Source organism: Enterobacter sp. ECC-019 (genome assembly GCF_043974075.1).
In the GTDB taxonomy this organism is placed as follows: Bacteria; Pseudomonadota; Gammaproteobacteria; order Enterobacterales; family Enterobacteriaceae; genus Enterobacter; species Enterobacter asburiae_D.
Genome location: NZ_CP143759.1, coordinates 408,860 through 424,136 on the forward strand (window position 1 = coordinate 408,860; position 15,277 = coordinate 424,136).

A 15,277-nucleotide genomic window follows, 5' to 3' on the forward strand; every position below is an offset into this window, starting at 1 on the left:
CCGTAGGCCCGGTAAGCGTGAGCGCCACCCGGCGAAAAGCCTCAGGAGAAATACTGCTGCAACAGCGGCGCGGTGTCCTGATTGGCAGGCGCTACAGGCGTAACGGCCTGGGTCCGGAACGGGATCACCTGCGTACGACCATCGACGTTCACAATCTGGTAGAACTGCGGCAGGTTAAAGTTGATAAAGCTTGAACCGTAGGTGAAACGGTCATGCGAAGAGGAGTAGAAGCGGCTGACGTCGCGCACCAGCTCCTCTTTACTGCCTTCACAATGGTGATACACCTCGGCGCGGTTGGTCTCATCCAGAATGTAGATGTTGAACCCGGCGTCCTCGCCCGACTCTTCAAAGAAGAACTGGATAATCCCTTCGCTGGCAAATCCGTCCACCACCTGCGGCAGCTTAACGTGGTTAGTTTCCACCTGCACCGACAGGCCATGCAGCTTGTTGTGTGAAATCGCGCCGTAGAATTCGATGGCGTTTTCCAGCTTTTGCACCGACACGTTGAGACGTTCGAAGAACAGGCCCCAGGTCTGACCGGAGACGCGCAGCGCTTTAAAGCGTCCGGTTTCCTGACGGGTGCTGGAGAGACGCAGTTCGATACACTCAGAAACCAGCTGCTGCACGCGGGTACGAATTAAACCGCGCAGGTGCTGGCTGTAGCAGAACACTTCGACACTGTCCGGCGGTGCGGCATCCTGGTGCATCTTGCCGAGAATGGTTTTCAGCGCTTCGATCATCGCCTGCTCGCCGTTGAAATGCAGGGTACGCACTTCGTTCCACGAGTTGCGGTACAGCAGATCCACGCTGCCCACCAGGCAATTTTGCTGCTCGCCAAAGCTGAAGACGTCCAGCTTGCGGAAGTCAAAATGGACCACCTGATTGCGGAAGGCCGCCGTCGGGTCGTATTCCAGGTTGACGATAATCGCCAGATGGCGAATTTCGCACGGGCTGTAGAGCGCTTTCGGCGTTGGGGCAGGCAGACGCAGCGGGAAGTGGTGTGACACATCCGCGACCATCTCCTGCAGCTTAGCGAGATCGACCACCTCGTTGCCTTTGATAAACAGGCGCGTACGCGAGGTCAGCAGGCCGTTAAACCAGGCCCAGGCCACCAGCTTGTTCAGGTAGCGGTTATATTCCAGCGGCTGATGGCTGACGATCGAATCCATGCTTGGCGCACGGTTGTACAGATACCACCCGGTGCGGTTCGCGCGGCCCGGCGGCACATAGATAAAGGTCAGGTTCGGCTCTGACAGGTCTGGCGAAATCTGCGGGTTAACCAGGGTGACTTTACCCGGCAGCGCTTCAAATGCGGCGTACAGCTTACGGGTCAATACCCCGATATCCTGCGGGCTGGCGGAAACGCTGAGGTTGTTACGGCGCGCAAAGCGGATCAGATTACGGTAGCTTTGCATCATCGCATCGAGCAGTTCGTTGTGCGCTTCACGCACCTGATCGATTTTCCAGTTAGCCCGGTTGTCGAGCATGGACAGACGCGCTTCGTCCCATCCCCACTCTTTCACTAACTGACTGACCACTTCACGACGCCAGCCCACGCAGGCGCGCTCACGGCTCAATTTCTCACAGACTTTGAGATAGAAACATCGACGCACCAGGTCAAGACGCGTGGTGTCATCTATGGCTTTCAGGTATTCGGTCACGCGCTCCAGCATCATGCAGTAGGCGTCCAGCCCGAAGGAGACGATCTCCCCGTCGTGCAGACGCTGCTTGATATCTTTCGCCAGCAGTCGCGGCGTGGGGTATTCCCAGGAATAGGCTTCCAGCAGCAGCGTTTTCAGCACCGCTTTGTACGGTGAGTCGATACTTTTATAGAGCTGCCAGAGGCTTGCGCCAAAATACTCTTCTGCTGACAGAGAGCTCAGACCGCCGAGGTCCAGCCATTCGTTTGGCGTCAGTACGCCCTGCGCGTAAAGCGACATGACGTAGTCATCGTAATGCTCTTCTTCTTCGCACGGGACCATATTCCACAGAATACGCTTCCCGGCCAGACGCACAGCAGTACGGTAAAATTCATCCAACAATAAGATGTGCTGAGTCGAGCCGCAGTCCTCACCCCCCAGACTGCCGCTTTCGTTATGGCGGAAACGGTTTTCATCAATCAGGAAGAAGCTCACTTCCACACCGAGCGAGGCCGCCCAGCTCTCCAGCAGGCTGCACTTGCGTTGCAACAGCTGACGCTCGTCGTTATCGAGCCAGGATTGATGGCAGACCCAGATGTCCAGGTCCGAAGAACAGCTTTGCCCTACCGATGAGGTGCTCCCCATAGAGTAAACGCCGGTAATCGGCAGCTCACCTTTCGGAGACTCCTGTGGCGGCATGCCGCGGTAGAGTTCCAGCTCGTTCAGATAATGCTGTTGGGTTTCATCAGGCGTGAAAAGGCAAATGCCCTGGGGAACGTTACCATCAAGGTAGCCAGGCATTAGCGGATGGTGATAGTGCAATAATGTCGGCAGCAGACTGTATACCTGCTGGAAAGCAGGGCCCATGGCAGCAAGCGCGCGATCCACACGCAGTTGATTAATGGCATCCAGTCTCTGTTTCAGAGTCTCAATATAGAGGTACAAGACGTATCGCCTGATGTTTCCGGGTGTCGCAAGCTATTCAAAACACGAATAACAGCGGACCCGCAGTATTTCAAAAAGATAACCGTTACCCTTTTTCGCCCTTATCATTTTTGGTGGTAGCGACGAAAAAATGGTCTAAAACGTGATCAATTTAACACCTTGCCGGTTGACCGTAAAGAAAGATGCGCTACATACAAGTGTAGCACCGTTCTGTACGTGTAAATTCCTGAATACGGCTATGGCTGACGAATACGCCGCCTTGTCCCTCTCACGCTTCATCAACCGTAAAACTGCCATCCCAGAGTCAACAATGTTAGGATGGTTAGCGATTGATAATGACGGTAACAAGCATGTTAGACAATGTTTTGAGAATTGCCACACGCCAAAGCCCTCTCGCGCTCTGGCAGGCACATTATGTGAAGCAGCGCCTTGAAGCCTGCCACAGTGGATTGCGCGTCGAGCTGGTGCCGATGGTCACGCGCGGTGACGTGATCCTCGATACGCCCCTGGCGAAAGTGGGCGGCAAAGGCCTGTTTGTCAAAGAACTGGAACTGGCATTGCTTGAGAACCGCGCCGATATCGCCGTACATTCGATGAAAGACGTGCCCGTCGAGTTCCCGGAAGGGCTGGGGCTGGTGACCATCTGCGAGCGCGAAGATCCGCGCGATGCGTTTGTCTCTAACCACTATGACTCCCTCGACGCGCTGCCAGAAGGTAGCGTGGTTGGCACGTCCAGTTTACGCCGTCAGTGTCAGCTGGCGGAACGTCGTCCTGACCTGATCATTCGCTCGCTGCGCGGTAACGTCGGCACGCGTCTGGGCAAGCTGGATAACGGCGATTACGATGCCATTATCCTCGCCGTTGCCGGCCTGAAGCGTCTGGGGCTGGAGTCGCGCATTCGCGTGGCGTTGCCGCCAGAGCTGTCGCTGCCGGCCGTGGGCCAGGGTGCCGTCGGCATCGAGTGCCGTCTGGACGATGCGCGTACCCGCGAACTGCTCGCGCCGCTGAACCATGACGAGACCGCTATTCGCGTAAAAGCCGAGCGTGCGATGAATACCCGCCTCGAAGGGGGATGCCAGGTTCCGATTGGCAGCTATGCTGAATTAACAGAAGGCGAACTGTGGCTGCGTGCGCTGGTGGGCGCCCCGGACGGTTCGCAGATGGTACGCGGCGAACGTCGCGGTAAAGCGCAAGATGCCGAGCAGCTTGGCGTGTCGCTGGCTGAAGAGCTGCTGGATAACGGTGCCCGCGAGATTCTGGCTGACGTTTATAATGGAGAGCCCCCTGCATGAGTATTCTCGTCACCCGCCCTTCTCCCGCAGGAGAGCAGTTAGTGAGCCGTCTGCGCGCACTGGGGCAGGTGGCCTGGAGTTTTCCGCTCATTGAATTCTCCCCCGGTCGGGAGCTCTCTGCGCTCGCCGACCAGATGAATACCCTTCAGGAAGGCGACCTGCTGTTTGCGCTGTCGCAACATGCCGTGGAATTTGCCCACGCGCAGCTGCAACAGCAGGGTTTGACCTGGCCAACCGCCCCCCGCTATTTCGCGATTGGCCGCACAACGGCACTGGCGCTGCATACCGTAAGCAGCGCGGACGTTCGTTACCCGTTAGATCGGGAAATCAGTGAAGTCTTGCTACAATTACCTGAATTACAAACTATTGCCGGAAGGCGTGCGCTCATTTTGCGCGGTAATGGTGGCCGCGAACTGTTGGGCGAAACGCTGCGTGAACGTGGTGCCGACGTGACGTTCATTGAGTGCTATCAACGTTGTGCAAAACACTACGATGGCGCGGAAGAGGCGATGCGCTGGCACGCGCGCGGCATTAATACGCTGGTGGTCACCAGCGGTGAAATGTTACAACAGCTTTGGTCGCTGATACCGCTTTGGTATCGCGAAAACTGGTTACTCCGCTGTCGGCTTCTGGTCGTCAGTGAGCGTCTGGCGAACCAGGCCCGGGAACTGGGCTGGCAGGATATTCGGATCGCTGATAACGCCGACAACGATGCGCTGCTGCGCGCATTACAATAACTCTCAAATGGGAAGCCATAATGACGGAACACGACAAATCCTCCGCCGTGGTTGAAGAGACCAGGGAGACTGTGGAGACGACGCCACAGCCAGAGACGACAGAGAAAACCGCTGAGAAGAAAAACGGCAGCAACAAAACGAGCCTCACGCTGAGCGCGATTGCCATCGCAATTGCGCTGGCAGCAGGAGTTGGCCTGTACGGTCTGGTGAAGCAACAGGGTGCTAATCAAACGTCCACCAGCGACGCGCTGGTGAATCAGCTCACCGCCCTGCAAAAAGCGCAGGAGACGCAGAAAACCGAGCTGGAAGCGGTGATTAAGCAGCAGGCCGCCGCGCTTGCCGAGGCGAACAGCAAACAGGAAGAGCTGACCAAACAGCTGGGCGACGTGCAGCAGAAAGTCGCCACGATTTCCGGCACCGATGCCAAAACCTGGCTGCTCTCGCAGGCTGACTTCCTGGTGAAGCTCGCCGGACGTAAGCTGTGGAGCGATCAGGACGTCACCACTGCCGCCGCGCTGCTGAAAAGCGCCGATGCGAGCCTGGCAGACATGAACGACCCGAGCCTCATCGCGGCCCGTCGCGCGATTACCGAAGACATCGCCAGCCTCTCCGCCGTCTCGCAGGTGGATTACGACGGCATTATTCTCAAGGTGAACCAGCTTTCGAATCAGATTGATAACCTGCAGCTGGCGGATAATAACGACGACGACTCCCCGATGGATTCCGACGGTACCGAGCTTTCCAGCTCTCTGAGCGAATGGCGCATAAACCTGCAGAAAAGCTGGCAGAACTTTATGGACAGCTTCATCACTATCCGCCGTCGCGACGAAACCGCCGTGCCGCTGCTGGCGCCGAACCAGGATATCTATCTGCGCGAAAACATTCGTTCCCGCCTGCTGGTGGCGGCTCAGGCCGTGCCGCGTCATCAGGAAGAGACCTACAAACAGGCGCTGGATAACGTCTCAACGTGGGTACGCGCCTACTACAACACCGATGATGCGACGACCACCGCCTTCCTCGAAGACATTGATAAGCTAAGCCAGCAGAACATCACCATGAACGTGCCGGATAAGCTGGCCAGCCAGCCGATTCTGGAGAAACTGATGCAGACGCGCGTACGTAACCTGCTGGCGCAGCCGGGCGTGCCGGCAGAGCCGTCTGGCGGAGCGGCACCAGCTTCGGCTCCGGCTCCGGCGCCTGAAAGCGCACCGCAGGGAGAGTAATGATGCTAAAAGTTCTCTTACTCTTCATCCTGCTGATCGCCGGGATCGTGCTGGGCCCCATGCTTGCGGGCCATCAGGGTTACGTCCTGATCCAGACCGATAACTACAACATCGAAACCAGCGTAACGGGCCTGACGATCATTCTGATCCTCGGCCTGGTGGTGCTGTTTGCGATCGAGTGGATCCTGCGCCGTATTTTCCGCACCGGTGCCCACACGCGCGGCTGGTTCGTTGGCCGCAAACGTCGCCGCGCCCGTAAGCAAACCGAACAGGCGCTGCTTAAGCTTGCCGAGGGTGACTATCAGCAGGTTGAAAAGCTGATGTCGAAAAATGCCGACCATGCCGAACAGCCGGTGGTGAATTATCTGCTCGCAGCCGAAGCGGCGCAGCAGCGCGGTGACGAAGCCCGCGCCAATCAGCATCTGGAGCGAGCGGCAGAGCTGGCTCACGGTGACCCGATTCCGGTAGAAATCACGCGCGTTCGTCTGCAGCTGGCGCGCAATGAAAATCACGCGGCTCGCCACGGTATCGATCGCCTGCTGGAAGTTGCGCCACGTCATCCGGAAGTGCTGCGTCTTGCCGAGCAGGCGTATATTCGTACCGGTGCCTGGGGTTCACTGCTGGACATCATTCCGTCAATGGCGAAGGCCGAGGTAGGCGATGATGAACATCGTGATGAGCTTCAGCGTCTGGCATGGATTGGTCTGATGGATCAGGCGCGCGCCGACCTGGGCAGCGACGGTCTGAAAACATGGTGGAAGAATCAGAGCCGTAAAACACGCCAGCAGGTTCCTCTGCAGGTTGCCATGGCGGAACATCTTATTGAATGTGACGACCATGACACGGCTCAGGAAATCCTTCTCGACGGTCTGAAGCGCCAGTACGACGATCGTCTGGTGATGGTGATCCCGCGCCTGAAAACCAATAATCCAGAGCAAATTGAAAAAGTGCTGCGTCAGCAGATTAAAACCGTCGGTGACCGCCCGCTGCTGTGGAGCACGCTTGGTCAATCGCTGATGAAGCACGGAGAATGGCAGGAGGCGAGCCTCGCCTTCCGCGCGGCGCTGAAACAGCGTCCGGATGCCTTTGACTACGCGTGGCTTGCCGATACGCTGGACAAGCAGCATAAGCCGGAAGAGGCAGCCGCCATGCGGCGCGATGGGTTGCTATTGACGCTGCAAAATAACGGTACGCAGCAGTAATTAATCAGGAGGCCAGACGGCCTCCTTTTTTACGCCCATAAAAAAACGCCTGCTAAAAAGCAGGCGTTAAAACAGGTCTGTAAGACAACATATTTGGTGCTTCACTCAACGTTGTGTCCATGGTGTCTGATGAGGCCGAAGCGACATCTGTCAGTGGACGATAAGCACCGTAAATGGCTCTGCGTCATTCCTGAGTTTATGAGGCACTAAGGCGAACATAAGAGATGGAATGAGCATCTACACGTATATTATTGCACGTAACGTGCCAACGTGACACGCAGAAGTTTTACATCACGCAACATTTTAAGATAAAAGGAAATTATGCTGTTAAGCGCCGTCTTAAGCTCTACAACGTAGCGTGAAAAGGCGGAAATATGTCGCCAGGAGGAGACAGCAAAAACCATAAATAGTTATTTATTTAATTTTCAATGAGTTGCATGTCGCTGGATTGCGACATTGAAAAAGGACGTTGTTGGGGAATGACTACAGGAATGAAGAATCGCAGAAAACAAAAAACCCCGCCGAAGCGGGGTTCAAAATTGGTCGGCGAGAGAGGATTCGAACCTCCGACCCACTGGTCCCAAACCAGTTGCGCTACCAAGCTGCGCTACTCGCCGATGTACTGCTTTTTTGAATTTTTAGTTCAATTCATTTAAAAAGTCGTGGTGCGAGGGGGGGGACTCGAACCCCCACATCCAAAGGACACTAACACCTGAAGCTAGCGCGTCTACCAATTCCGCCACCTTCGCAATTCACAACTCTTTCAAATAATGGGGTGGCTAATGGGATTCGAACCCACGACAACTGGAATCACAATCCAGGGCTCTACCAACTGAGCTATAGCCACCACTGTATTCTTTCACGCGGTACTGACTACTTCTCAGACCACCGCAGCTCCAGCACCGGGTTAATGGTGCGCCCGACAGGATTCGAACCTGAGACCTCTGCCTCCGGAGGGCAGCGCTCTATCCAGCTGAGCTACGGGCGCTTAGCGCCGTTGCGGGGCTGGATATTACGTACCTCCGCCCCCGCTGTCTAGTGCTTTTTTGAAAAAAATGCGCGTTTGGTTATGGTTTGCACATTTTGCCGCTTATTCCTCCACTTTCTGCGTGGTGGCACGGCGACCCAGGCCAAAAAGCTTATATGCAGCCGTTACAGCCGCCAGGAAGATCATCCCGACAAACAGCGACATGCGGGTATCTTCATTAAAGTACATCCCAATTAATACGCAAATCAGGAACGCCATCGTCAAATAGTTCGCATAGGGGAACAGAATTGAGCGGAACGGATGGCTTTCAATCGCCTTTTTGTGCGCATGACGGAAACGCAGCTGGCTGATGAGGATAACAAACCACGGCACCATACCCGGCAGTACGCTCGCGCTGTAGACGTAAACGAAAACGCGCTGCGGATTAGGAATGATGTAATTCAGGCAAGAGCCAATCAGCAGGATCACAATGGACACCGCCACCCCTGCCACCGGCACGCCGACACGTGAGACTTTGCTCATCGCCGCAGGCAGTTGGTTGTTCTTCGAAAGCGCATAGAGCATACGCCCGCAGCTGTACATCCCACTGTTACAGCCCGACAACGCTGCCGTCAGGACCACAAAGTTGATGATACCCGCCGCCGCCGTGATACCAATTTTGGCGAAGGTTAATACAAACGGGCTACCCGTCGTGCCAATTTCGTTCCACGGGAAGATGGTCACGATGACGAAGATCGCGCCCACATAGAAAATCAGGATACGCCACAGCACTTTGCCTACCGCGCTACGTAGCGTGACCTGCGGGTTTTTGGCTTCACCGGCGGTAATACCGATCAGCTCCACGCCCTGATACGAGGCCACAACGATACACAGCGCCGTCAGGAAGCCCTTCCAGCCACCGGCAAAGAAGCCGCCGTTTTCGGTCAGGTTGCCAAAGCCGATAGCGTGTCCACCATTGCCAAAGCCGAAGAAAATCACGCCCAGGCCGACGACAATCATCACGATAATCGTGGTGACTTTGATCATTGCGAACCAGAACTCAATTTCACCGTAAAGGCGCACGGCGGCCAGGTTTGCCAGCGCCACCAGCCCCACGGCAATGAGCGCGGGTATCCACTGGACCATGTCCGGGAACCAGAACTGGACATAGACCCCTATCGCGGTGATCTCTGAGATGCCCACCGCCATCCACATAAACCAGTATGACCAGGCCGTCAGGTAGCCGAAGAACGGACTCATATAACGATGCGCGTAAACGGCGAAGGAGCCGGTTACCGGCTCCAGGAAGAGCATTTCGCCCATGGAACGCATAATGAAGAAAACAAACAGCCCGGCGATAATATACGCCAGTAATACGGAAGGGCCTGCCCATTTGAGCGTACTTGCAGAGCCCATAAACAGGCCCACGCCGATAGTGCCGCCCAGCGCTATCAGTTCAATATGACGAGCTTCCAGCCCACGCTGTAGCTCCGGTTTTTTCTCTGCCATAGATCCTCGATTGTGTTTGCTGTTTCCCGGCTTAAGACCGGGTATTGTTTTTTAGGGGTACTAAAATACGGAGCGAATGGTTTCTTAAAATCTGCCAAATGGCAAACGATGCATTAAAAAAATGAATGCATTGCACAGATTATCAGCAGTTTTGCAGGCGAGTTGCAGCGCGAATAGCATATCGCGCTACATTTTGATTACATTTTCCCGGTGTAATGCCAGGCGAGGTAGCGAAGCAGACGGATCTGTCGTTTAATACGCATCGGTTGCGATAGCAGGCGATACAGCCACTCCAGCCCCAGATTTTGCCAGACCTTTGGCGCACGCTTAACGTGGCCGGTAAAGACGTCGTACGTACCGCCGACGCCCATGTAGAGGGCATCCGGACAGACCAGACGGCAGTCGCGCATCAGGATCTCCTGGCGCGGAGACCCCATCGCCACGGTGACAATTTTCGCCCCGCTGTCACGAACGCGCTCAAACAAAGCCTGGCGTGCTTCCGGTTTGAAGTAACCATCCTGGCTGCCGACAATCTTAACATTCCACTGACGACGCAGTTTCTCCTCCGTCTGGGACAATATCTCCGGCTTCCCACCAATCAGGAACACGGGCGTGCCCTGCGCGCCGGCGCGAGCCATAAGTTGCTCCCAGAGATCGGCCCCCGCTACGCGGGAAACATTAGCGTCAGGATACTTTTTATGGATAGAGCGGACCACGCTGATCCCGTCCGCGTATTTAAATTCAGCTGCTTCAATCAGGCTTTTGACTTCCGCATTATCCTCAACTGCCAGCATCTTTTCCGCGTTGATGGCCACCAGCGTACCGGATTTCATCTGGCCGTCGGCGAACAGAAAGTCCAGCGCGTGTTGCATGTCGCGCCAGCCAATAAGCTGCAGGCCACGTAGCGCATAGCGCGGTGCAGAAATTGTATCAGTCATTACTATCCTTACTCAGACTTGCGACAGCGTTGTGCTGCCCTGCTGCTCGCGCTTGTGCACAAGCCCTGCGCTGTCAAACAGCCAGTACAACAGTTTGGCCAGTAACAGGCAGACGCCGAATACGACCATGAAGAACACCACGCGCGAAACGAACGAGTCCAGCCCTTCGCGCGCCAGAACGATCATATTGAAAATGGCACCAAAGCAGAAACTGTGCAAAATGGCCGCTTTGTAACGGTTGGTCTCTTCGTTGCCACGCAGGTAAAGCCAGTCGAACCACTTGATAATCAGCCCCACGGCAACCGCACCGGGCAGAATGAACCACGCCCCGCCCATCACCACCAGGGAACCAATCAGCGTTGGCGAGATTGCCAGGCCGGAATGGTTGTTCAGCACTTCCCAGGTAAAGTAATTTGCCGTGTTAAGCACCACGCCGGGCCGATCCGGCCATAGCCAGGAAGGGATAAAGACGTAGAAGTCGCGAACAATCGGCGCCAGCCCCTGGAAATCAATCTTGTCGTAGTTTTGCAGCAGCAATGCCAGGTTTTCCCACGGCGAGAAGGTATCGCGCGTCAGGTAGAGGAACGTGTAAAACGCCTCATCGCCCGCCACGTTCATCCCGTAGCGCTTCAGCGCCAGCCAGAACATTCCCACAATACCAAACACGCCTGCCGCAACCAGCATCCACAGCGAGATCCAGCCGCGGATGATACCGATAAACAGGAAGATGGCGAAGGCGATAATAATGTTGGCGCGCGTACCGCCCACAATCATGTAGGTCAGGATGCCAAACGCGACGGTGCTGACCAGGAAGAACAGCCACGCTTTGCTGTCCTGGCGCAGAAAAAAGATCACCAGCATCGCCGGAATGAAGAAGTAGAAGAAACGCTTAAGCGCCACACCCGAAACTTCGGCTGAAAAAATCTGGCTGTAGGAGTGGAGCTTAAACAGCAGGAAGCCGTTATGCATGAAGAAGATACCGACGCTGACCAGCGCGATGGTCATCAGCATCACCCACGTCAGGTGGGTCTCCACACGATTCATGGTAAAAAGCGCCCGTCGCGGGACAACAGCCTGCACTGAACGCAGACGCGTTTTATAGGTGACGTAGTAGACCGCATAGAAACAGGTCGCCGCCAGAAGCGCCTGGAGCAGGATTTCCGGCGGCGCGACGCTCACGTCAAAACGGAAGACCAGAATGCTGGTCAGCGGGAAACCGAAAAAGAAGGTCAGCAGAAACAGTAGCGAGAAGAACACGTTAAAGTTGAAGCGCACCCGGCGGAATTCAAACCAGGTAAGCGTGGCGATAAACAGGGTGCTCAAAAGCCAGACAACCAGTAAGCCGCTGAATTGCAACTGACTCATGCTTTGTCTCCTGACGCGATACGCAGCGCGCGGTGCCACGGCGTGAGGTAATTCGGGCTGAAAAAATCGATGCTATTTTTATCCACCAGCGTGAGCTGACGTTGGACTTCCCGTACCACCTCGACATTCAGCGTGTCTGAGGTAAACAGCACCGGAATATGCTGCTCGGCCATGTCCTGCCAGAACGGGTTGTCGCGGTTGAGCACGCACGGTACACCCGCCTGAATCAGCAGACACAGCGTGCCAATTCCCTGCTGTCGGGCAAAGATGAAATAGCCAAGATCGCATTTTCTCAGCAGCGCAAGATATTCATCAAATTCCAGCTTATCGCTGAGGATGTGCAGATTTTCTGCGCTAAACAGCGCAAGTCCCTGTTGGCGAACCTCATCAATATAGGCGTCGTTATTGGCGGGATAGCCCATCGGCACCACCACGTTCACCGTGTCGCCGAACTGCTTATGCACCGCCCTGAGCGCCGCGACGTGTTCGTTACTGCGATCGCCGGAATTCCCCACCAGGATCGTTAGCTTGCCTTCACGCACCGTGTCATTCGCCATGGCGTTCAGCGCCGGATCCATGCGGGTTGGGAAATAGAGTAATTCACCGCGCACGTTCGGGTGCTGTTTAGCAAAATAGTTGAGATCGCCACGGGTGGCAAACACACAGCCTACGCGCCCCTGCGCCATGCGGCGCAAGGGATAGAAAAGACGGAATTTCCAGCCGCGGGAGACTTCGTAGAGATCGGCTCCCCAGATATGCCAGCTGCACTGGGAGGGCTTAATCCCCCCACTGAGCAGCGCCAGCCACAGGCCGGTATTGAACTGCCCGTGGAAAAAGAAACGTTGCTTACGATCCGCTTTGGCTTTGGCAACGACCGCCTTCGCCAGTGAGGCCTTATCCGGCCAGAAGCGAATAGCTAGCGCCGGAAATGCTGCGCTCAGGCCTTTATCCTGACCTGCAACCATAAACTCACGCGCATCAGGATTACCCGATGCCAGCTCGTCGTTGAAGAACCGCAAAACGGTCTGGTTATGGTGTGGGATATCCGATCCCAGGATGTGAATCAGTGCAGTCATGCGCGTTTACGCCACAATAAAAATACGCCACAACAGGCGGCGAAATAAACGATATAGGTTGCCATGTAGGCCTGAGCCGCCCCCAGCGCACCGTGCGCGGGTATCAGCCAGTGTGAAAATGCTGTCAGTAACGCAAACTGGCTAATTTCCGCCAGGATATACAGCCGCAGGGATGCTTTTGCAATCACCAGATAGCCGAAAACGTAAGCACCCACTTTCAGCACATCACCCACCAGCTGCCAGGCAAAGAGGTCGCGCATGGCGGTGAACTTCGTCGAGAACAGCAGCCAGATGGCGACATCGCGCAATAACCAGACGGTAAAGCTGGCCGCCGCGACGGCCGGCAACACAAAGCGCAGCGATCGGAAAATCTCGCGCGTTATTTCTTGTCTGGACGTCAGACGCGATAAGGTTGGCAGCAGGTAAACGCTAAAGGAAGCCGTAATAAACTGGAGATAGGCGTCAGAAATACTGCTTACGCCCTGCCAGATCCCCACTTCATCCCAGCTATAATGCGCCGCCAGCAGGTTTCGCATCATCACGTAGGCCACCGGCAGCGTGACGGAGGTGATGAGCGCCATCAGGGTAAATTTACCCAGCTGGCTGACATTCATCGTGTCCCATTGCGGTTTCAGGTAGCTCAGAGGGATGACACCCCGATGCATCAACATGAACGCCGCAGGCACCACAACCAGCGCCGGGACCAGCGCCAGCCCCAGCAGTGCGCCTTCATAGCCGCCCAGGCGATAGCAGAAGTAATAGGCAATCACGCCGATAACGCTGCCCAGGATTAAGGCGAGCGCGTTCCCGGCAGCATCACGAAAACCTTTCATCAGCGCCAGCAGCAGGTTAGCCCAGGCAATGCCCATCTGAACCAACGCGACCAGACGCACCAGCCCCTGATAATGGGTGTGCCCGAACAACCCCTGGCTAATGGGCGCCGCCGCCAGCAGAAAGATAATCGCCATCAGGGTCGAAAAACCCGTGACCATCGCCGAAGAGGTGCCCACCACTCTGCGCAACTGAGCCGCATCATCGTGATACTGCGCAACGTATTTGGTTACGCCGTTGAAGATACCGGCACCGGCCAGCACCCCAAGGACGGTGACAAGCTGGCGGAAATTACCCGCCAGCCCCACACCAGAGGGGCCAAATGAGACGGCCAGCAGCTTGACGACCAGCAGCCCGGCGCCAATTTTTACTAGCGTGGACGCGGCGGTCCACACCGATGCTTTTGCCAGAGACATATCAGCCGAAATAACTCAGAAGGGTATTAATCACCGTGCGCTGGTTCACAGGCGCGAGGTTGTAGAACAGTGGCAGACGAAGCAAACGCTCACTTTCTTTGGTAGTGTAGCGATCTTCACCCGCAAACGTGCCGAACGCTTCGCCCGCGGGGCTGGAGTGCAGCGGGATATAGTGGAACACCGCCAAAATTTCGGCCTCTTTCAGCCAGGCGATGAGCTCGCTGCGGTCATCGTTATCGCGCAGCTTAATGTAGAACATATGCGCATTGTGGACGCAATCTGCCGGGATGGTCGGCAGTTCAATACGCCCGGCTTTGGCCAGAGGCTCAAGCGCATCGTAATACGTTTGCCACAGGGAAAGACGCTGCAGGTTGATACGTTCCGCCGCTTCCAGCTGCGCCCACAGATACGCCGCCTGCAGATCCGCCATCAGATAGCTGGAGCCGATATCGCGCCAGGTGTATTTGTCTACCTGACCCCGGAAGAACTGGCTGCGGTTGGTGCCTTTTTCGCGGATCACTTCCGCACGCTCCACGAGAGCCCGGTCGTTAATCAGCGTCGCGCCACCTTCTCCACCCGCCGTGTAGTTTTTGGTTTCGTGGAAGCTAAAGCAGCCGATATGGCCGATAGTGCCCAGGGCGCGCCCCTTGTAGGTGGACATCACGCCCTGCGCGGCATCTTCCACCACGAACAAATTATGTTTTTTAGCGATGCCCATGATGGTGTCCATTTCACAGGCCACGCCCGCGTAGTGAACCGGCACGATCGCGCGCGTTTTGTCAGTGATCGCTGCTTCAATCAGCGTCTCATCAATGTTCATGGTATCCGGGCGGATATCCACAAAGACGATTTTCGCTCCGCGCAGGACAAAGGCGTTCGCGGTGGAAACGAAGGTATAGCTCGGCATAATTACTTCATCACCGGGCTGAATATCCAGCAACAGTGCCGCCATTTCCAGCGATGCCGTACAGGACGGGGTCAGCAGCACTTTGGCGCTGCGAAAACGCTGTTCCATCCACTGCTGACAGCGACGGGTAAAACCGCCGTCACCACAGAGTTTGCCGCTGCCCATGGCAGACTGCATATAGTCGAGTTCAGTTCCGACAACGGGTGGTGCGTTAAATGGAATCATCTTG

General features: G+C 55.9%; 11 protein-coding genes and 4 tRNA genes. 4 read left to right on the top strand and 11 right to left on the bottom strand.

The features are described from left to right. Nucleotides 1-41: 41 nt before the first annotated feature. A complete protein-coding gene (gene cyaA, locus V1566_RS02040; protein ID WP_395304932.1) occupies nucleotides 42-2,585 on the bottom strand; it encodes a class I adenylate cyclase in 2,544 nt (847 codons plus the stop codon). 350 nt (nucleotides 2,586-2,935) lie between these two features. On the opposite strand from cyaA, the gene hemC reads away from it, so the two are divergent. The 4 genes from hemC to hemY are packed head-to-tail and all read left to right on the top strand — an operon-like array spanning nucleotide 2,936 to nucleotide 7,039. Continuing rightward, on the top strand, nucleotides 2,936-3,877 hold the full coding sequence (hemC, locus tag V1566_RS02045; RefSeq protein WP_033146903.1) for a hydroxymethylbilane synthase: 942 nt from the start codon (nucleotides 2,936-2,938) through the stop codon (nucleotides 3,875-3,877). After that, nucleotides 3,874-4,614, top strand: coding sequence for a uroporphyrinogen-III synthase (hemD, locus tag V1566_RS02050; RefSeq protein WP_395304933.1), 741 nt, complete (start codon nucleotides 3,874-3,876; stop codon nucleotides 4,612-4,614). The genes hemC and hemD overlap by 4 nt, the downstream gene beginning before the upstream one ends. A gap of 20 nt (nucleotides 4,615-4,634) precedes the next feature. Further along, the gene (gene hemX, locus V1566_RS02055) at nucleotides 4,635-5,837 is read left to right on the top strand and encodes a uroporphyrinogen-III C-methyltransferase (RefSeq protein WP_395304934.1); all 1,203 of its coding nucleotides are present in this window, start codon (nucleotides 4,635-4,637) and stop codon (nucleotides 5,835-5,837) included. Nucleotides 5,838-5,839: 2 nt separating this feature from the next. Further along, the gene (hemY, locus tag V1566_RS02060) at nucleotides 5,840-7,039 is read left to right on the top strand and encodes a protoheme IX biogenesis protein HemY (RefSeq protein ID WP_395305946.1); all 1,200 of its coding nucleotides are present in this window, start codon (nucleotides 5,840-5,842) and stop codon (nucleotides 7,037-7,039) included. Between the two features lie 540 nt (nucleotides 7,040-7,579). Here hemY and V1566_RS02065 read toward each other — a convergent pair. The 10 genes from V1566_RS02065 to rffA all read right to left on the bottom strand — a co-directional run bounded on the left by V1566_RS02065 (nucleotide 7,580) and on the right by rffA (nucleotide 15,273). After that, nucleotides 7,580-7,656, bottom strand: a tRNA-Pro gene (locus tag V1566_RS02065). 46 nt (nucleotides 7,657-7,702) lie between these two features. Further along, nucleotides 7,703-7,788, bottom strand: a tRNA-Leu gene (locus V1566_RS02070). A gap of 22 nt (nucleotides 7,789-7,810) precedes the next feature. Beyond that, nucleotides 7,811-7,886, bottom strand: a tRNA-His gene (locus V1566_RS02075). Between the two features lie 64 nt (nucleotides 7,887-7,950). Next, nucleotides 7,951-8,027 (bottom strand) — tRNA-Arg (locus tag V1566_RS02080). 102 nt (nucleotides 8,028-8,129) lie between these two features. Continuing rightward, a complete protein-coding gene (locus tag V1566_RS02085) occupies nucleotides 8,130-9,515 on the bottom strand; it encodes an amino acid permease (RefSeq protein WP_395304935.1) in 1,386 nt (461 codons plus the stop codon). A gap of 197 nt (nucleotides 9,516-9,712) precedes the next feature. Then, entirely contained in the window at nucleotides 9,713-10,453 is a 741-nt protein-coding gene (gene wecG / locus V1566_RS02090) for a lipopolysaccharide N-acetylmannosaminouronosyltransferase (protein WP_395304936.1), read from the bottom strand. Nucleotides 10,454-10,465: 12 nt separating this feature from the next. Further along, nucleotides 10,466-11,818, bottom strand: coding sequence for an ECA oligosaccharide polymerase (wzyE, locus tag V1566_RS02095; protein WP_395304937.1), 1,353 nt, complete (start codon nucleotides 11,816-11,818; stop codon nucleotides 10,466-10,468). Beyond that, nucleotides 11,815-12,894 (bottom strand): TDP-N-acetylfucosamine:lipid II N-acetylfucosaminyltransferase, encoded by a 1,080-nt coding sequence (locus tag V1566_RS02100; protein ID WP_395304938.1) that lies wholly within the window; start codon nucleotides 12,892-12,894, stop codon nucleotides 11,815-11,817. The genes wzyE and V1566_RS02100 overlap by 4 nt, the downstream gene beginning before the upstream one ends. Then, entirely contained in the window at nucleotides 12,891-14,141 is a 1,251-nt protein-coding gene (gene wzxE / locus V1566_RS02105; protein ID WP_395304939.1) for a lipid III flippase WzxE, read from the bottom strand. Before wzxE ends, V1566_RS02100 begins: the two co-directional genes overlap by 4 nt. A gap of 1 nt (nucleotide 14,142) precedes the next feature. After that, nucleotides 14,143-15,273, bottom strand: coding sequence for a dTDP-4-amino-4,6-dideoxygalactose transaminase (gene rffA, locus V1566_RS02110; RefSeq protein WP_395304940.1), 1,131 nt, complete (start codon nucleotides 15,271-15,273; stop codon nucleotides 14,143-14,145). Nucleotides 15,274-15,277: the final 4 nt, after the last annotated feature.